16 protein-coding genes are annotated in these 18,208 nt (G+C 70.6%); 7 read left to right on the forward strand and 9 right to left on the reverse strand.

Annotated elements, in window-relative coordinates:
* Window positions 1-101: 101 nt before the first annotated feature.
* The 3 genes from ureG (at window position 102) to ACWD4G_RS35405 (ending at window position 3,389) form a co-directional block, all read left to right on the forward strand.
* The gene (gene ureG, locus ACWD4G_RS35395; RefSeq protein WP_451300910.1) at window positions 102-785 is read left to right on the forward strand and encodes an urease accessory protein UreG; all 684 of its coding nucleotides are present in this window, start codon (window positions 102-104) and stop codon (window positions 783-785) included.
* Window positions 786-817: 32 nt separating this feature from the next.
* Window positions 818-1,582 (forward strand): urease accessory protein UreD, encoded by a 765-nt coding sequence (locus ACWD4G_RS35400; protein ID WP_451301006.1) that lies wholly within the window; start codon window positions 818-820, stop codon window positions 1,580-1,582.
* 217 nt (window positions 1,583-1,799) lie between these two features.
* Window positions 1,800-3,389 carry an alpha/beta hydrolase gene (locus ACWD4G_RS35405; protein WP_451300912.1) on the forward strand — a complete coding sequence of 530 codons (1,590 nt, stop codon included), beginning with the start codon at window positions 1,800-1,802 and terminating at the stop codon, window positions 3,387-3,389.
* 46 nt (window positions 3,390-3,435) lie between these two features.
* Here ACWD4G_RS35405 and ACWD4G_RS35410 read toward each other — a convergent pair whose 3' ends face one another.
* The 8 genes from ACWD4G_RS35410 to ACWD4G_RS35445 form a co-directional block, all read right to left on the reverse strand.
* Complete coding sequence (locus tag ACWD4G_RS35410; protein WP_451301008.1) at window positions 3,436-4,458, reverse strand: NAD-dependent epimerase/dehydratase family protein; 1,023 nt, start codon at window positions 4,456-4,458, stop codon at window positions 3,436-3,438.
* 98 nt (window positions 4,459-4,556) lie between these two features.
* Window positions 4,557-5,306 (reverse strand): lysophospholipid acyltransferase family protein, encoded by a 750-nt coding sequence (locus ACWD4G_RS35415; protein ID WP_451300914.1) that lies wholly within the window; start codon window positions 5,304-5,306, stop codon window positions 4,557-4,559.
* A 234-nt stretch (window positions 5,307-5,540) separates the two neighbouring features.
* A complete protein-coding gene (gene meaB / locus ACWD4G_RS35420; RefSeq protein ID WP_451300916.1) occupies window positions 5,541-6,533 on the reverse strand; it encodes a methylmalonyl Co-A mutase-associated GTPase MeaB in 993 nt (330 codons plus the stop codon).
* 12 nt (window positions 6,534-6,545) lie between these two features.
* Window positions 6,546-8,753: a methylmalonyl-CoA mutase gene (scpA, locus tag ACWD4G_RS35425; protein WP_451300918.1), complete on the reverse strand. Its 2,208-nt coding sequence runs from the start codon at window positions 8,751-8,753 to the stop codon at window positions 6,546-6,548.
* Window positions 8,753-10,564, reverse strand: coding sequence for a methylmalonyl-CoA mutase family protein (locus ACWD4G_RS35430; RefSeq protein ID WP_451300920.1), 1,812 nt, complete (start codon window positions 10,562-10,564; stop codon window positions 8,753-8,755). The genes scpA and ACWD4G_RS35430 overlap by 1 nt, the downstream gene beginning before the upstream one ends.
* 422 nt (window positions 10,565-10,986) lie before the next feature.
* Window positions 10,987-12,207: an ornithine--oxo-acid transaminase gene (rocD, locus tag ACWD4G_RS35435; RefSeq protein ID WP_451300922.1), complete on the reverse strand. Its 1,221-nt coding sequence runs from the start codon at window positions 12,205-12,207 to the stop codon at window positions 10,987-10,989.
* Between the two features lie 70 nt (window positions 12,208-12,277).
* Window positions 12,278-13,180 (reverse strand): dimethylargininase, encoded by a 903-nt coding sequence (gene ddaH, locus ACWD4G_RS35440; protein ID WP_451301010.1) that lies wholly within the window; start codon window positions 13,178-13,180, stop codon window positions 12,278-12,280.
* 59 nt (window positions 13,181-13,239) lie between these two features.
* Entirely contained in the window at window positions 13,240-13,731 is a 492-nt protein-coding gene (locus tag ACWD4G_RS35445; protein WP_451300924.1) for an Lrp/AsnC family transcriptional regulator, read from the reverse strand.
* 102 nt (window positions 13,732-13,833) lie between these two features.
* Between ACWD4G_RS35445 and ACWD4G_RS35450 the strand changes: the two genes are divergently transcribed.
* From ACWD4G_RS35450 to ACWD4G_RS35465, 4 genes are read left to right on the forward strand one after another with little or no spacing between them, the layout of a single operon-like run.
* Window positions 13,834-14,589, forward strand: coding sequence for a LytR/AlgR family response regulator transcription factor (locus ACWD4G_RS35450; protein WP_451300926.1), 756 nt, complete (start codon window positions 13,834-13,836; stop codon window positions 14,587-14,589).
* Between the two features lie 9 nt (window positions 14,590-14,598).
* Window positions 14,599-14,958, forward strand: a complete 360-nt coding sequence (locus ACWD4G_RS35455; RefSeq protein WP_451300928.1) for a hypothetical protein — start codon at window positions 14,599-14,601, stop codon at window positions 14,956-14,958.
* Window positions 14,959-15,016: 58 nt separating this feature from the next.
* Window positions 15,017-16,762: a sodium/solute symporter gene (locus ACWD4G_RS35460; protein ID WP_451300930.1), complete on the forward strand. Its 1,746-nt coding sequence runs from the start codon at window positions 15,017-15,019 to the stop codon at window positions 16,760-16,762.
* Window positions 16,763-16,811: 49 nt separating this feature from the next.
* Window positions 16,812-18,032 carry a sensor histidine kinase gene (locus ACWD4G_RS35465; RefSeq protein ID WP_451300932.1) on the forward strand — a complete coding sequence of 407 codons (1,221 nt, stop codon included), beginning with the start codon at window positions 16,812-16,814 and terminating at the stop codon, window positions 18,030-18,032.
* Window positions 18,033-18,052: 20 nt separating this feature from the next.
* On the opposite strand, the gene ACWD4G_RS35470 is transcribed toward ACWD4G_RS35465, so the two are convergent.
* Window positions 18,053-18,208 carry a hypothetical protein gene (locus ACWD4G_RS35470; protein WP_451300934.1) on the reverse strand — a complete coding sequence of 52 codons (156 nt, stop codon included), beginning with the start codon at window positions 18,206-18,208 and terminating at the stop codon, window positions 18,053-18,055.

Raw genomic sequence — 18,208 nt, forward strand, 5'->3', positions numbered from 1 at the left:
GCGCGAGCAACCCCCACCCACCCGCACCCGCCCGACAACCCCAACCCCCCGAACTCTCCCGCGATCCACGCCCGCCCACTCACCCACAGGAGCCGAAACCCATGCACCTTCATCACGATCACTCCCACGACGGCCCCTCCGCAATCAGCGCGGATGCGCGGCGGGCCGACGGGACCCGGCGGGCCCTGCGGATCGGGCTCGGGGGGCCCGTGGGGTCCGGGAAGACGGCGACCGTCGCCGCGCTCTGCCGGGCGCTGCGGGACGAGTTGTCGCTCGCCGTCGTGACCAATGACATCTACACCCGCGAGGACGCCGAGTTTCTGCTGCGCGAGGCCGTGTTGCCGCCGGAGCGGATCACCGCGGTCGAGACCGGGGCCTGTCCGCATACCGCGATCAGGGACGACATCTCGGCGAACCTGGAGGCCGTCGAGGATCTGGAGGACGAGGTCGGGCCGTTGGACCTCATCCTCGTCGAGTCGGGGGGCGACAATCTCACCGCCACCTTCTCCAAGGGGCTCGTCGACGCGCAGATCTTCGTGATCGATGTGGCCGGTGGGGACGACATCCCGAGGAAGGGCGGGCCGGGCGTCACCACCGCCGATCTGCTGGTCGTCAACAAGACGGACCTCGCACCGCACGTCGGCTCCGACCTCGCCCGGATGGCGGCGGACGCGAAGGCCCAGCGGGCAGAGTTGCCGGTGGTGTTCCAGTCGCTGCGGAGCGAGGCGGGCGTCACGGATGTCGCCGCCTGGGTCAGGGAGCAGCTCGCGGCGTGGAAGGCATGAACAACGGCATGGCCAACCGCACGGCCAACGGCATGACCACGGGCGGGGTCGAGGCGACCGCCCGGATCGGGGCCAGGGCCGATGGGCGCGGGGGTACGGCCCTGCCGGTGCTGGAGAGCGAGGGGCCGCTGGCGTTGCGCCGTACCCGGGGCAGCGGTGCCGAGGCCCGGGTGATGCTGGTCGGCGCCATGAGCGGGCCGCTCGGCGGTGACCGGTTCGCCGTGGAGGCGGAGGTCGGCGAGGACGCCCGGCTGCACCTCGGGTCGGCCGCCGCGACCATCGCCCTGCCCGGTCAGGCCAAGGGCGAGGCCCGGTACGACGTTCGGATCGATGTCGCGGCGGGTGGGCGACTGCGGTGGCTTCCCGAGCAGTTGATCTCGGCGCGGGGGAGTGACCTGCGGGTGTCGACGTCCGTCGACCTCGCCGCCGGGGCCCGGCTGGTGTTCCGGGAGGAGCAGGTGCTCGGCCGGGTCGGGGAGGAACCGGGACGGTTGACCAGTCGGCTGACGGTACGGCTGGACGGGCGGCCGTTGCTCGATCAGGAGGTCGCCTGCGGGCCGGGGGCGCCCGGTGGGTGGGACGGGCCCGCCGTGCTGGGCGGTTATCGGGCCCTGGGTCAACTCCTCGTCGTACGGCCCGAGTTCGTGGAGCGGGTGCCCGAGGCCAGGGTGCTGGGGGAGACCGCCGCGCTGACCCCTCTCGCCGGACCGGCCGTACTCGTCACCGCGCTCGCCCCCGACGCGCTGAGACTGCGCCGCGTACTGGACGAGGCCCTGGCCCTCGTCGACCAGGACTGACCGAGGCCCCTCCACCGCCGGTGCCGCCGTTCGCATTCATATCCACCCCCACCCCCCACCCCCCCAAACCTTCCGCTCAACGGGACATTCAGTACCGGTTATCGGATTAGTAAAGAACCCTTCTCCCCTCTGTTCTCAGATACCTCACAGGCACAAAAATCCCCGATGACCATTCGCATGTTCGAAACGATGTACGGGGAGTTCCCTCTTGAGAGGTATGCGACCGACGAGGCGGGCGGCGGCCTTCGGGTCCGCCGGTGCGCTCGTCACGGCGACTCTGATAGCCGGGACGGTCACCGCACCGGTGGCCAGTGCCGCGGAGACCCGCACCGCCGTGGACCGTGAGGCCAAGGGTGTCGCCGTGGCCGCCGCGAAGGCGGCGAAGAAGGGCGTCAAGTGGCAGGACTGCCCTGAGGACTGGGGCCTGGAGAAGCCCATCCAGTGCGGCTGGGTCACCGTGCCGCTCGACTACGCCAAGCCGAACGGCAAGCAGATCAAGCTCGCCGTCGACCGTATCGGCAACACCGGTACGAAGAAGGAGCGCCAGGGCGCGCTCGTCTACAACCCGGGCGGCCCCGGCGGCTCGGGCCTGCGCTTCCCGCGCCGGGTCACGACCAAGAGCCCGCTGTGGGTCAACACGGCCAAGGCGTACGACTTCGTGGGCTTCGACCCGCGCGGTGTCGGCCACTCGGCGCCCATCTCCTGTGCCGACCCGCAGGAGTTCGTGAAGGCGCCCAAGATGGACCCGGTCCCGGACTCCGAGGCCGACAAGCTGAAGCAGCGGGGGCTCGCCGCCAAGTACGCGGCCGGGTGCAAGAAGCGCAGCGGCGGGATGCTGCCGTACATGACCACGCCGAACACCGCGCGCGACCTGGACGTCATCCGGGCCGCCCTCGGCGAGAAGAAGCTCAACTTCCTCGGCGTCTCGTACGGCACGTACATCGGCGCCGTGTACGGCACCCTCTTCCCCGGCCATGTCCGCCGCATGGTCGTGGACAGTGTGGTCAACCCCTCGCGGGAGAAGATCTGGTACCAGGCCAACCTGGACCAGGACGTCGCCTTCGAGACGCGCTGGAAGGACTGGACGAAGTGGGTCGCGCGGCACGACGCGACGTACCACCTCGGCAACACCCAGGCCAAGGTGCAGGCGAACTGGCTGAAGCTGCGCGCCACCGCGAAGAAGAAGCCCCTCGGCGGGCTCGTCGGCCCGGCCGAGCTGATCTCCTTCTTCCAGAGCGCTCCGTACTACGACTCCGCGTGGGCGCCCACCGCCGAGGTGTGGAGCAAGTACGCCGCCGGTGACACCCAGGCGCTGGTCGACGCCGCCGCCCCGGACCTCACCGACACCGCGGGCAACGCCGCCGCCGAGAACGGCAACGCCGTCTACACGGCCGTCGAGTGCACCGACGCCAAGTGGCCCACCAGTTGGAAGAAGTGGGACCGCGACAACACCCGGCTGCACAAGAACTACCCGTTCATGACCTGGGCCAACGCCTGGATGAACCTGCCGTGCGCGACCTGGCCGTCGAAGCAGTACACGCCGGTGGACGTGAAGACCAAGAAGGGCCTGCCGCCCGTCCTGATCGTCCAGTCCACGCGTGACGCGGCCACCCCGTACGAGGGTGCCGTCGAACTGCACAAGCGGTTCAAGGGCTCCCGGCTGATCACGGAGACCAAGGCGGGCTCGCACGGTGTGACCGGCCTGGTCAACCCGTGCGTCAACGACCGCGTCGACACCTACCTGCTCACCGGCAAGGTGGGCACGTCCGACGTGAAGTGCGCTCCGCACGCCACGCCGACGCCGTAGCGGTATGAGCGAGAGGGGCGGCCGGATCACCCCGGCCGCCCCTTTCTCATATGCTGGCCAGCCAGGCGTCCTCCGCCGCGTAGTCGAAGAGGTCGCCGTAGGTCTGGGACATCCTCGGGTACGCCTCCCGCCAGTCGGGTTCCTCCGCCAGCCGGCGTTCGATCCAGGCGACGGTCTCCGGCAGGGACTCCGCGTACCGGACGACCGGGCGATAGCCCAACTCCCGTTCGGCGGCCGACATGTCGCAGATCACCGGCATCGGCACGGACCACGGGGTGTCACCGACGGTGGGCGCCGGGGGCGGGCCGTCGACGAGGACGTCCTCCGTCTCCACGCCCATGACGGCGTCGATCGCGGCGGCGATCTCGGTGACCTTCGGCGCGTCGGGGTCGACGGCGTTCAGCGCCCGCGTCCCCGGCCGGGCGGCGGCCAGACGGATCAGCTCGGCGATGTTGTGGACGTTCGCCGGGTGGAAACGGCTCTCCCCGCCGTACGCGATGACCCGACGGCGCCGCCCGTCCAGATTGCGCTTGACGAACCACAGCTCGCGCGGAGTACGGCAGTGCGGCCCGTGGATGGCGCCCGCGCGCAGCAGGGTCGTGGGCAACCGCTCGCCAGCGGCGAGGAGTTCACGCTCCAGGCCCGCCTTGCGGGTGCTGTACGAGGTCTCGCCGGGCGCGATCGTGCGCTGGGTCTCGGGCAGGGGCACGGGGTACGCGGGGAAGCCGTCCGGTTCCGCCTGGGTGTCGAAGCCACGGCCCTTGTCGTCCTCGTACACCGAGACGCTGGAGACGACCACGGCCGAGCCGATGCGGTCGGCGAGCCCCGTCAACTGCCGTGCGTGCTCGGGGCCGTACGCCACCATGTCGACGAGTACGTCACAGCCGTCACCGATCGCCGAGGCCAGCGCGGAGTCGTCGCCACGGTCGACGGCGACGGCCCGTACGACGTCCTCCGGCCAGCTCTCGTCCAGGCCGCCGCCCCGCGAGAGGGCCGTCACCTCCCAACCGTCCCCCGCCAGCGCGCCCACGGCCACACGCCCGATCTGTCCCGCCGCTCCGATCACCACAGCACGTCGTGTCATGAGCCGACCGTACGACGCCCAGGGCGCGGGCCGACAGATGATCTGCTACCGGCAGAACGGTTCGACAGCCACCGCCATGTGGCTCAACTCAGCGGCAGCCGGGGGAACCTGCGCTCCTTCGGCGGCTTCGAACCGGCCTTGCCGGCGGCCTTCTGCGCCGCCTCCTCCGCTTTGACGACCGCCGCGTACTGGTCGACGTACTCCTGCTCGGAGAGGGAGAGGATGGCGTACATGATCTCGTCGGTGATGGCGCGCAGGACGGCCTTCTCGTTCTCCATGCCCTCGTAGCGGGAGAAGTCCAGCGGCTTGCCGAAGCGGATGACGACCGGGTGGATGTTCGGGATGACCTTGCCGGGCGGCTGGGCCTCGAAGGTGCCGATCATCGCGCAGGGGATGACGGGGACGCGGGCCTTGAGCGCCATGACGGCCACCCCGACCTTGCCCTTGTAGAGGCGGCCGTCGTGCGAGCGGGTGCCCTCCGGGTAGATGCCGAGGAGTTCGTCCTTGCTCAGCACACCGAGGCCCTCGCGGATCGCGGCCTGGCCCGCGTCCTTGCCGGAGCGGTCGACCGGGATCTGCCCGGCGCTGTGGAAGAAGAACGCGGTCAGCCGGCCCTTGATGCCGGGGCCGGTGAAGTACTCGGCCTTCGCGAGGAAGGTGATACGGCGCTTCAGCACGGCCGGCATCAGGAAGTGGTCCGAGAACGACAGATGGTTGCCGGCGACGATCGCCGCGCCCGAGGCCGGTACGTGTTCGAGCCCCTCGATCCGGGGCCGGAAGACCAGTCTCAGCAGAGGCCCGAGCAACACATACTTGAGCAAGTAATAGAACAAGGTCTTCCCCTCACCGCAGGCGTCACGTCGGACGCCCGAGTCTGGTGAGTCTTGTCCTCCGGTGCCCGACGCTTGATCGTAGCCCGACGTACCGCACCACTTGGAGTCCCCTGAACTGGTGGTGTTCCTTCGAAACGACATCAGGCTGATTTGTGAGGGTGTAGGGGCACGAGGGGTGTGACCAGAGGCCGGGGCGGGTACGGCCGGGGCGTCCTGTGTGCTGCCCCGCCCGGCTCACCGGCCCGGTCCCCGCTCCCCGAACGCGTCGAGGATGCGCTCCGCCGCCAGTGTGGCCGTCAGTCCGCCCGCCCTCACCTGTTCCTCCAGGGCGGGGGCGAGGGCCCGTACCGCGGGGTCGGTGTGGAGGCGGCCCAGGAGTTCGTCGCGGACCATGCTCCACGTCCAGCCGACCTGTTGGTCGCGGCGCTTGGAGGTGAGACGTCCGGTGGAGTCCAACAGGGTCCGGTGCTGTTCCAGTCGCTCCCAGACGGTGTCGAGGCCCGTCGACTCCCGGGCGCTGCAGCTGAGCACCGGCGGCGTCCAGAACGCGTCCTTGCCGTGCATCAGCCGCAGGGCGCCGGACAGTTCCCGGGCGGCGGCGCGGGCATCGCGTTCATGAGGGCCGTCCGCCTTGTTGACGGCGATCACGTCGGCCAGCTCCAGGACACCCTTCTTGATGCCCTGCAACTGGTCGCCGGTGCGGGCGAGGGTGAGCAGCAGGAAGGAGTCGACCATGTCGGCCACGGCCGTCTCCGACTGGCCCACCCCGACCGTCTCCACCAGCACCGCGTCGTAACCGGCGGCCTCCATCACCACCATCGACTCGCGCGTGGCCTTGGCGACACCGCCGAGCGTGCCGGCGGAGGGGGAGGGGCGTACGAACGCCGCAGGGTCCACCGACAGCCGTTCCATACGGGTCTTGTCGCCCAGGATCGAGCCGCCCGTACGACTCGACGACGGGTCCACCGCCAGCACCGCCACCCGGTGTCCCAGCCCGGTCAGCATCGTGCCGAACGCGTCGATGAACGTCGACTTGCCCACCCCGGGTACGCCACTGATGCCGATCCGCCGGGCCCGCCCGCTGTGCGGCAGCAGCTCGGTCAGCAACTCCTGGGCCAGGCGGCGGTGTTGGGGGCGGGTGGACTCGACGAGAGTGATCGCGCGGGCGACGATCGCCCGCTTCCCGTCGAGTACACCCTTCACATAGGTGTCGAGATCGATGGCCATCGGCTCACGGCCTCACAGGTCGTCGTTCCCGGGGCCGCCGCCCAGGTCGTCGTGCCCGAGTTCCGCCCCCAGCCGGGTCACCAGGTCGTGCGCCGCGTCGGGGATCACCGTGCCCGGCGGGAAGACGGCCGCCGCACCCATCTCCCGCAGGATCGGAACGTCCTGCGGCGGGATCACCCCGCCCACCACGATCATGATGTCCTCCCGGCCCTCCTCGGCCAACTGCTCCCGCAGCGCCGGAACCAGGGCCAGATGCCCGGCGGCCAGCGACGACACCCCGACGATGTGCACATCCGCCTCGACGGCCTGCCGCGCCACCTCGGCCGGGGTCTGGAACAGCGGGCCGACATCCACGTCGAAACCGAGGTCGGCGAACGCGGTCGCGATCACCTTCTGCCCCCGGTCGTGACCGTCCTGCCCCATCTTGGCGACCAGGATGCGCGGCCGCCGCCCCTCCGCCTCGGCGAAGGTGTCGACCAGGGCACGGGTGCGGTCCACGGACGCCGACTCACCTGCTTCGTTGCGGTACACGCCGGAGATCGTACGGATCTGGCTCGCGTGCCGCCCGTACACCTTCTCCAGGGCGTACGAGATCTCCCCGACCGTCGCCTTCGCCCGCGCGGCGTTCACGGCCAGCTCCAGCAGATTGCCCTCGGCCCCGGCCGCCCGGGTCAGTGCGTCCAGCGCGTCCTGGCAGGCGGTCTCGTCGCGCTCCTCGCGCAGCCGCCGCAGCTTCTCGATCTGCTGTGCGCGCACGGAGGAGTTGTCGACCTTGAGGACCTCGATCGCCTCGTCGTTGTCCACCCGGTACTTGTTCACGCCGATGACCGGCTGCCGTCCGGAGTCGATCCGGGCCTGGGTGCGGGCCGCGGCCTCCTCGATGCGCAGCTTGGGGATGCCGGCGTCGATGGCCTGGGACATGCCACCCGCCTGCTCGACCTCCTGGATGTGCTGCCAGGCGCGGCGGGCCAGGTCGTACGTCAGCCTCTCCACATAGGCGCTGCCGCCCCACGGGTCGATCACCCGGGTCGTGCCGGACTCCTGCTGGATGAGGAGCTGGGTGTTGCGGGCGATACGGGCGGAGAAGTCGGTGGGGAGGGCGAGGGCCTCGTCGAGGGCGTTGGTGTGCAGCGACTGGGTGTGGCCCTGTGTCGCGGCCATCGCCTCGACGCAGGTACGCGTGACGTTGTTGAACACGTCCTGCGCGGTCAGCGACCAGCCCGAGGTCTGCGAATGGGTGCGCAGGGACAGCGACTTGGAGTTCTTCGGGTCGAACTGCTTCACCAGCTTCGCCCAGAGCAGCCGGGCCGCCCGCAGCTTGGCGATCTCCATGAAGAAGTTCATGCCGATCGCCCAGAAGAACGACAGGCGGGGCGCGAACGCGTCCACGTCCAGGCCCGCTTCACGTCCCGCCCGGATGTACTCCACGCCGTCCGCGAGCGTGTACGCCAGCTCCAGATCGGCCGTCGCACCCGCCTCCTGGATGTGGTAGCCGGAGATGGAGATCGAGTTGTAGCGGGGCATCCGCTGGGAGGTGAAGGCGAAGATGTCGGAGATGATCCGCATCGACGGCTTCGGCGGATAGATGTAGGTGTTGCGGACCATGAACTCCTTGAGGATGTCGTTCTGGATGGTCCCGGCCAACTTCTCCGGTGGAACGCCCTGTTCCTCCGCCGCCACGATGTACAGCGCCAGCACCGGCAGCACGGCACCGTTCATCGTCATCGACACCGTCATCCTGTCCAGCGGGATGCCGTCGAAGAGCTGACGCATGTCGTAGATCGAGTCGATCGCCACACCCGCCATACCGACGTCACCGGTCACGCGCGGGTGGTCGCTGTCGTAACCCCGGTGCGTGGGCAGGTCGAAGGCGACCGACAGGCCCTTCTGACCGGCCGCCAGATTGCGCCGGTAGAAGGCGTTGGACTCCTCGGCCGTGGAGAACCCCGCGTACTGGCGGATCGTCCAGGGCTGGTTGACGTACATCGTCGGATACGGGCCCCGCAGATACGGGGTGATGCCCGGGTAGGTGCCCAGGAAGTCCAGGCCCTGGAGGTCCTGTGCCGTGTAGAGCGGCTTGACCGCGATGCCCTCCGGGGTCTCCCAGAGCAGATCGTCGCCGTCGGCGGCCCTCTTGACCGCCGCACGCCAGTCGTCGGAGTGGCCGGCGGTGGCCGGCGCTCCGAGTTCGACCCCGGAGAAATCAGGGATGGATGACATCAGGAGACCCCCATGCGGTCGAGAGCGGCGGACAGCACGGCCACGGCGTCACAGCCCGCGAAGACATACGAGTCGACCCCGGCGTAGGAGGCGGGACGACCGGCGAGCGACACATGCGCGGCACCCTCCGCCCGCAGCTCCCCGGCGACGGACTCGGCCTGCTCCTCGTACAGCGTGTCGCTCGAACACAGGCAGGCTTCCCGGGCCCCGCTCTCCTCGAACGTGCCCTCGGCCACGGGCTCGATACCGCCCGCCTGGAAGAGGTTCGAGGCGAAGGTGAGGCGCGCGGTGTGCGCGGCGGCCGGGCCGAGCGCGGCCAGGAAGACACGCGGCCGGGCGCCGGTCGAGGCGAGATGGGCGTCGGAGCGGGCGCGCAGGGCCTCGTACGCGTCGTCGCGCCGCACCTGAGGCAGACCGCCGGAGAGCGGTTCGGGCGCGGGGTCGCGTACGACGGGCTTCTCGTCCAGGTGCGGGAACTCGCTGACGCCGGTGATGGGTTCGCGGCGCTTGGCGAGCTTCGAGCCGCGCGCGGCCCATGTCTGTGCCAGCCGCTCGCCGACCGTGCCGGAGGCGAGGGCGGTGGCCTGGCCGCCGGCCCGCTCGATCTCCTGGAAGAACTCCCAGCCCGCGTGGGCGAGTTCGTCCGTCAGCCGCTCCACGTACCAGGAGCCGCCCGCCGGGTCGATCACCCGCGACAGATGCGACTCCTCGATGAGGATGGTGGAGGTGTTGCGGGCGATACGGCGGGCGAACGCGTTCGGCAGTCCGAGGGCGTCGTCGAACGGCAGCACCGTGACCGAGTCCGCCCCGCCGACCCCCGCGGCCAGCGCGGCGACCGTCGTGCGCAGCATGTTCACCCAGGGGTCGCGCCGCGCCATCATCACCGGCGACGTCACCGCGTGCTGCACCTGAGCCCCCGCGGCGGGCGCCCCGCACACCTCGGCCACCCGCGCCCACAGCCGCCGGGCCGCCCGCAGCTTGGCGATGGTCAGGAACTGGTCGTCGGTGGCCGCGTAGCGGAACTCCAGTTGCCCACAGGCCTGTTCGACGCTCAGCCCGGCCGCCGTCAGCTCCCGCAGATACGCCACGCCCGTCGCCAGGGAGCAGCCCAGCTCCTGGGCGGCCGAACCGCCGGCCCCGTGGTACGGCAGCGCGTCCGCGGTCAGCGCACGCAGCCCCGGGTACCGGTCGGCGCACAGCCGCGCCATTTCGGCCACCGGGGCGAAGTCGAACGACCGACCGGTATGTGCCGCCCAGCCGAGAGGGTCGGCGCCGAGGGTGCCGCGTGCCGCATCGTCGGGGACGCCCCGCTCCTCGTACAGGCGCAGCAGGGCCCGAGCGGCCGGCTCGACCTCGTCACCCGCGTCCAGCGCGACCGGCGCGAGGTCGAGATAGACCCCGTCGAGGACACGGTCGAGTGCGGCGACCGGGATGCCCCTGGACCCGCCCACGACCAGCCAGAGCGAGGTGACCCCGTTCTCCAGGTCGGTCAGCACCGCGTCCCGGTCGGCCATCGAGTGCCGCTGGCGTACGTCCCAGCCGCCGACCGTGTTTCCTTCGGCGCGCCCCCCTCGTACATAGGGTGCGAAACCGGGCAGGCCGGGGTCGGGTGCGGTGTCGTCCGCGGTGTACAGGGGGCGGGTCCGCAACCCGTCCTCCAGCGGGGTGGACAGGGCGTCCTCCGCATCGGCCCGCTCGACCTCCTTGCCGGACTTGCGCAGCACACCAGCCACCAGCTGCTGCCACTGCTCAAGCGTCGCGTCAGGGAACTCGGCGGCCAGCGAAAGCCCGTCGTCAGGCAGGACCGTCATGCTCGGATGCTAGGGCAGCCCACCAGACGAGCAGTAGGGGGATCGGAAGTGACCTTGTTCTCAGAGCTGCCGGTCGCCTCATGTGTTTCTCGCCCTCGCCGCCCCTACCCTCCCCCACTCTCGGCTTCGCTCGAGCGGGGGGACCCCCACCATCCCCAGGGGCTGCGCCCCTTCGACCCTGCTGAGCGATGGGGCGCCAGTTTGTTGGGTGCGGGTGGGTGGGGGCTGGTCGCGCCCACGCGGCGGAGCCGCAAGTCGATACAGCCCCGCGCCCCTTTTTTTCGGGCCTGCGGCCCTCAATGACGGCCCTTCGGGCCGCTGAAAAGACGGGGCGCAGCCCCTGTCTTTTCAGGGGCGCGGGGAACTGCGCGAGCAACCACGAACCACCCGCAGCCGCCCCACAATCCCGCACCCCTACGGCGTCACCGCGCCAACACCCCCCCGAGCGTGCCCAACGCCGCCCTCAGCTCCGCCCCCGTGATCGTCAACGGCGGTGCCAGGCGAATCGTCGACCCGTGTGTGTCCTTGACCAGAATCCCCTCCGCCATCAACCGCTTGCTGATCTCCCGCCCCGTACCGATCGCCGGATCGACATCGACACCCGCCCACAACCCACGCGACCGGAACCCGACGACCCCCTTGCCGACCAGCGCGGTCAACCCCTCCCTCAGCACCACACCCAACTCGGCCGCCCGCCGCTGGAATTCGCCGGTGCTCAGCAGATCCACCACGGCCGACCCCACCGCCGCGGCCAGCGGGTTGCCGCCGAAGGTGGAACCGTGCTCGCCGGGCCGCAACACCGACAGCACCTCACGCCGGGCCACCACGGCGGACACCGGCACGATGCCGCCGCCCAGCGCCTTGCCCAGCAGGACGGCGTCGGGGAGGACGTCCTCGTGGTGGACGGCCAGCGTGTGCCCCGTGCGGCCGAGGCCCGACTGGATCTCGTCGGCGACGAAGAGGCAGCCGGCGCGGCGGGTGAGGTCGCGGACGCCCCGTAGGTAGCCGTCGTCCGGGATCAGGACCCCCGCCTCGCCCTGGATCGGCTCGATCAGGACCGCAGCCGTCGTCTCGTCGACCGCCGACTCCAGCGCCGCCAGGTCGTTGTACGGCACCACCCGGAAACCCGGGGTGAACGGGCCGAAGCCCGTGCGCGCCTCGGGGTCCGTCGAGAAGCTCACGATCGTCGTCGTACGGCCGTGGAAGTTACCGGCGGCGACCACGATCGTCGCCCGGTCCGCGGGGACGCCCTTCACCTCGTACGCCCACTTGCGGGCCACCTTGATCGCGCTCTCCACGGCCTCCGCCCCGGTGTTCATCGGGAGGACCATGTCCAGGCCGATCAGTTCGGCCAGGGACTCCGCGAAACCGGCGAGACGGTCGTTGTGGAAGGCCCGGGAAGTGAGGGTGAGGGTGTCGAGCTGTCGGTGGGCGGCCTCGATGAGGGCCGGGTGGCGGTGGCCGAAGTTGAGCGCGGAGTAGCCGGCCAGCATGTCCAGATAGCGGCGTCCCTCCACGTCCTCGACCCAGCTGCCCTCGGCGCGGGCGACCACCACCGGCAGCGGATGGTAGTTGTGCGCGACGACCGGCTCCTCGGCGCGGATGAGGTCGGCCGACGAACGCGTACGAACGGGTGCGGTCATGAACGGACCTCCTGAGGCCAGGGTCGTACATTCCGGGGCGTTTCCCCAACCAGGGCGTTGACCTCGTGCTTCACGGTCGGATCTCCTGTGTGCAGCACTTGATTCCCCCGCCCGCCTTCTGGAACTCCGACAGGTCCACGGGGACCGGCACATACCCCTGGCGGTCGAGCTGGTCGGCGAGTTCCTTGGCGCGGGGGGAGATGAAGACATGGCGGCCGTCGGAGACCGAGTTCAGGCCGAAGGCCATGGCGTCGTCGCGGGTGGCGATCACCGCGTCCGGGTAGAGGCGGGCGAGGACGGCGCGGCTGCCGGGGGAGAAGGCCTCCGGGTAGTACGCGATGTTGCCCGGGTGGCCGCCATGACCGTCACGCCCTTCGTCCAGGACGAACAGCGCGGTGTCCAAGTGGTAGAAGCGCGGGTCCACCAACTGGAGGCTGATCACCGGGACGCCGAAGAACTCCTGCGCCTGGCGATGCGCCTCGCGCGTGGTGCGGAAACCGGTGCCGGCGAGGACGTAGCGGCCGGTCGGGATCAGATCGCCCTCCCCCTCGCACACCGACTCGGACCGGTGCACCTCGTACCCGGCGCTCTTGAACCAGGCGTCGTAGGCGCCGGACTCGGGGCGTCGCTCGGGCGCGTGGAACAGCGAGCCGAGGACCCGGCCGCCGAGGACGAGCGCGCAGTTGGCCGCGAACACCATGTCCGGCAGCGCCGCCACCGGATCGACGTGCTCCACGGTGTGGCCATGGGACCGGTAGGCGCGGATCAGCTCCCGCCACTGGTCCTGGGCGAGATCGACGTCGACTGGGGTGTCGGGGTGCATCCACGGATTGATCGAGTACTGCACGGCGAAATGTCTGGGTTCGCAGACGAGAAAGCGCCGAAGGCGCGGCACACGGCTGTCGGGCACGAAGGGTCTCTCCGCTTCCTGCGAGTGTCGGCTGGGATGACACCACGGTAGGAATCGGGCCAGATGCACGACAAGCAATGAACGTTGCGTGTTCGCGCAGTAGTACTGCGTATTCGAGAGGCTCAGCGCACGTTCGCTGCGTCCTGGGTGGCGCCCGCCTCCGGGGCCTCCGGCAGCAGATGCGACAGCACCATGTAACTGATCGTCTTCCGGATGAACGGCTCGGTGCGAATCCGCTCCAGCACCTCCTCGAAGTGCTCCACATCCACCGCCCGTACGTGCAGCAGCGCGTCCGCGCCCCCGGTCACCGTCATCGCCGCCGTGATCTCCGGATGGTTGCGCACCACCTCCGCGAGCCGCCGGGGCGGCGCCGCACCCTCGCAGTACACCTCCACATACGCCTCCGTGCGCCAGCCGAGCGCCGCCGGTTTCACCGTCGCCGTGAACCCGGTGATCACTCCGGTCTCCCGCAGCCGGTCCACCCGCCGCTTCACCGCGGTGGCCGAAAGACCGATGGTGGAGCCGATCTCGGCGAAGCTGGTCCTCGCGTTCGCCATCAACGCCGTGATGATCTTGCGGTCGAGTTCGTCGAACGCCGCGGACTTGCTGTTCATGCGGGAACTGTATCCAGCGGCGGGTGCCCTTCGGGGCACTGTCGGACACGTCCTGCCCGAGCCCGTGTGCAGGCGTACGAATTGCTCCTACACTCCACGTTCATGCTGCGCGCGCTCGCCGTCGATGACGAGAAACCCTCCCTGGAGGAGCTGCTGTACCTGCTGAACGCTGATCCGAGGATCAGCAGCGCCGAGGGTGCCGGTGACGCCACCGAGGCGCTGCGCCGGATCAACCGCGCCATCGAGTCGGGCCCCGGGGGACCCGACGCGATCGACGTCGTCTTCCTCGACATCCATATGGCCGGACTCGACGGCCTGGACCTCGCCCGGCTCCTCACCGGCTTCGCCCGGCCCCCGCTCGTCGTCTTCGTCACCGCCCACGAGGGTTTCGCCGTCCAGGCCTTCGACCTCAAGGCCGTCGACTACGTCCTCAAGCCCGTCCGCCGCGAACGCCTCGCCGAGGCGATACGCCGTGCCGCCCAGCTCCGCGACACCGCCCCGCCCATACCCGTGCACGAACCCGACCCGGACCAGATACCCGTCGAACTCGGCGGAGTGACCCGCTTCGTCACCGTCGACGACATCACCCACGTCGAGGCCCAGGGCGACTACGCCCGCCTCCACACCCCCCAGGGCAGCCATCTCGTCCGCATCCCGCTCTCCACCCTCGAAGAGCGCTGGCGCTCCCGGGGCTTCGTCCGCATCCACCGCCGCCATCTCGTCGCCCTGCGCCACATCGGCGAACTCCGTCTCGACGCCGGCACCGTCAGCGTCCTCATCGGCTCGGTCGAACTCCAGGTCAGCCGCCGCCACGCCCGCGAACTGCGCGATCTGCTGATGCGCCGGACCACGGGCTGAGGAGACGGCATGCCCCAGGACCCCACCGCCCGCCGCGTCGTCGTCACCGGCACCGCCCGACGCACCCGCCGCAGCCTCGGCTACCAGCGCCCCCGCACCGAGATCGACGAACAGACCACCCTCGGCCACGCCTACGTCCGCTCCCTCATGCGCAGCCAACTCCGCGCCGCCCTCACCGTGTTCGCCGTCCTGGTCCTGCTCGTGGCGCCCCTGCCCCTGGTCTTCGCCGCGATGCCCGACGGCGCCGGCCTCGAATGGGCCGTCCTCGGCTTCGGCATCTACCCACCCCTGGTCCTCCTCGCCCGCTGGCACGTACGCCGCGCCGAACGCAACGAACAGGACCTCGTACGCCTCGTCGAGGACCGATGAGGGGACTGACGACGGGCCTGTTGACGGGACCGATGACGGGCAAGGACCACCGAGCCTCGTGAACGACAACTACGCCGTCCCCGCCGTCGCCCTCGTCGTCGTGGCGACCGTCTTCGTCGGCGCCTTCGGCCTGCGCATCTCCCGCACGACCTCCGACTTCTACGTCGCCTCCCGCACCGTCGGCCCCCGTCTCAACGCCGCCGCCATCAGCGGCGAATACCTCTCCGCCGCCTCCTTCCTCGGCATCGCGGGCCTGGTCCTCGTCCAGGGCCCGGACATGCTCTGGTACCCCGTCGGCTACACGGCCGGATACCTGGTCCTTCTGCTCTTCGTCGCGGCCCCCCTGCGCCGCTCGGGCGCCTACACCCTCCCCGACTTCGCCGAGGCGCGGCTCGCCTCCAAGACGGTACGACGGCTCGCGGGCGCCTTCGTCGTGGGCGTCGGCTGGCTCTACCTCCTGCCCCAACTCCAGGGCGCGGGGCTGACGTTGAGCGTGCTCACCGACGCCCCCCAGTGGCTCGGCGGGGTCATCGTCGCCGTCGTCGTCTCGGCCACGGTCGCCGCCGGAGGCATGCGCAGCATCACCTTCGTCCAGGCGTTCCAGTACTGGCTCAAACTCACCGCGCTCCTCGTCCCCGCGCTCTTCCTCGTCCTCGCCTGGCAGGGGGACGGCGCCCCGAGCCACGCCTTCGACGAACCCGCCGAGTTCCGTGAACACCGGGTCGTCCGCATCGACGAGAGCCTCGACCTCAAACTCGCGAGCCCGCTGACCATCACCGCCTCCGGCACCATCGACGGACGCCGCTACGAGGACCGCCGCGTCGACCTGCCCACCGGCACCCACCGCATCGAGCAGGGCACCAGACTCACCTTCACCAAGGGCGACACCCTCCCCGTCGCCGACCGGGGCAGCAACGGCGGCATGTCCACCTCCCTCGCCGAGGGCCGCGAGGAACGCCCCCTGTACGCCACCTACGGGCTGATCCTCGCCACGTTCCTCGGCACCATGGGCCTGCCCCACGTCGTCGTCCGCTTCTACACCAGCCCGCACGGCGTCGCCGCCCGCCGCACCACCGTGGTCGTCCTCGGCCTGATCGGCGCCTTCTACCTCCTCCCCCCGGTCTACGGCGCCCTCGGCCGCCTCTACGCCCCCGACCTCACCCTCACCGGGGACGCCGACGCCGCCGTACTGCTCCTCCCGGACCGCATGATCGGCGGCCTCGGCGGCGACCTGCTCGGCGCGCTGGTGGCGGGCGGCGCGTTCGCGGCGTTCCTGTCGACCGCGTCCGGGCTGACCATGGCCGTCGCCGGTGTCCTCACCCAGGACGTCCTGCCCACCCGCGGCGTACGGCACTTCCGGCTCGGTACGGTGCTGGCGATGGCCGTCCCGCTGGCCGCGAGCGGCCTGGTCGGCGGCCTGCCGGTGGCCGACGCGGTGGGCCTCGCCTTCGCGGTGTCGGCCTCCTCCTTCTGCCCCCTGCTGGTGCTGGGCATCTGGTGGCGCCGGCTGACCCCGCCGGGCGCGGCGGCGGGCATGCTGGTCGGCGGGGGCGCGGCCCTGGTGGCGGTGGCCGCGACGATGTCCGGCTACCCGGGCGGCGGCACCTTCCACGCCCTCCTGGCCTGGCCCGCCCTCTGGTCCGTCCCCCTCGGCTTCCTCACGATGGTCCTGGTCTCCCTGGCCACCCCGAGCAAGATCCCCGCCGAGACGGCCTCGATCCTGGCCCGCTTCCATCTGCCGGAGGAACTGGTGGGCGGCCAGTCGAGAGCGGCGTCGAAGGAGATCGAACTGTGGCGGCGGTGACGGGGAACCGATCGGCGGCGAGCGGTGTACCACTTGCGGGAGGTGAACGATGAGCGGTGAAGTCAGCGGTTTCCTGGCCGGGTTCTTCGTGGCCGTACTGCCCTTTCTCGCGGCCGGGTTCTGGCTCGGCCGCCGTACGGCCCGGCCCCGCAGCAGCCTGGGCGGACTCGGCACCCCGGTCGAGCACGCCACCTTCCAGACCCTGCACACCGCGACCCTCGCCGCGCCCCCGCTGCGTGCGGGCCTCACCGAGGAGACGGCCCGCAAATCCGCCAAGCGGCTGCGCACCCTGCTCGGCACGGACGCCCTCTGCCTCACCGACCACGCCTCGGTCCTGGTCTGGGAGGGCGTGGGGGAGCACCACCGCTCCCAGATCATGGAGCGCCTGTCCGGCCCGTTGGACAGCGGCCGGGGTGAGGCCTTCCCCCTGACCTGCGACATCATCGACTGCCCGGTCCGCTGGGCGGTCGTCGCCCCCCTGACCGTGGACGACCGCGTCCACGGCGCCCTGGTGGCCTGCGCACCCCTGGAGTCGGCCGTCCTGGTCCGCGCGGCGGGCGAGGTCGCCCGCTGGGTCTCCGTCCAGCTCGAACTGGCCGACCTCGACCAGTCCCGAACCCGCTTGATAGAGGCCGAGATCAAGGCCCTGCGCGCCCAGATCTCCCCCCACTTCATCTTCAACTCGCTCGCGGTGATCGCCTCGTTCGTCCGCACCGACCCCGAGCGCGCCCGTGAACTCCTCCTGGAATTCGCCGACTTCACCCGCTACTCGTTCCGCAGGCATGGCGACTTCACCACCCTCGCCGACGAACTCCACGCCATCGACCACTACTTGGCCCTGGTCCGCGCCCGCTTCGGTGACCGTCTCTCCGTCACCCTCCAGATAGCCCCGGAGGTCCTCCCGGTCACCCTGCCCTTCCTCTGCCTCCAGCCCCTGGTGGAGAACGCCGTCAAGCACGGCCTCGAAGGCAGACTCGACAAGAGCCACATCAGCATCACCGCGCAGGACGCCGGCGCGGAGGCCCTGGTCGTCATCGAGGACGACGGCGTCGGCATGGACCCGGACGTCCTGCGCCGCATCCTCGCCGGCGAGGTCAGTCCCTCGGGCGGCATAGGACTCAGCAACGTGGACGAGCGGCTACGCCAGGTGTACGGCGACGACCACGGCCTGGTCATCGAGACGGCGGTCGGCGCCGGTATGAAGATCACCGCCCGGCTGCCGAAGTACCAGCCGGGCGTACACCCGGACGGGGGAATCCCCCGGAACTGAGGATCGCCGGGGGAGAGGTCTCAGGAGCGCGAGGCCACCATCCCGAGCGTCAGCAGACCCAGGACGACCCAACCGAACCACAGCCATCCATTGCCGCCGAGCGCCACCGTGTAGGCCGTCACCACGACCAGCCCACCCACGGTGAGCACCCCCATGGCCTTCGTCGAACCGGGCAT

The sequence above is a fragment of the Streptomyces sp. NPDC002643 genome, assembly GCF_053592555.1.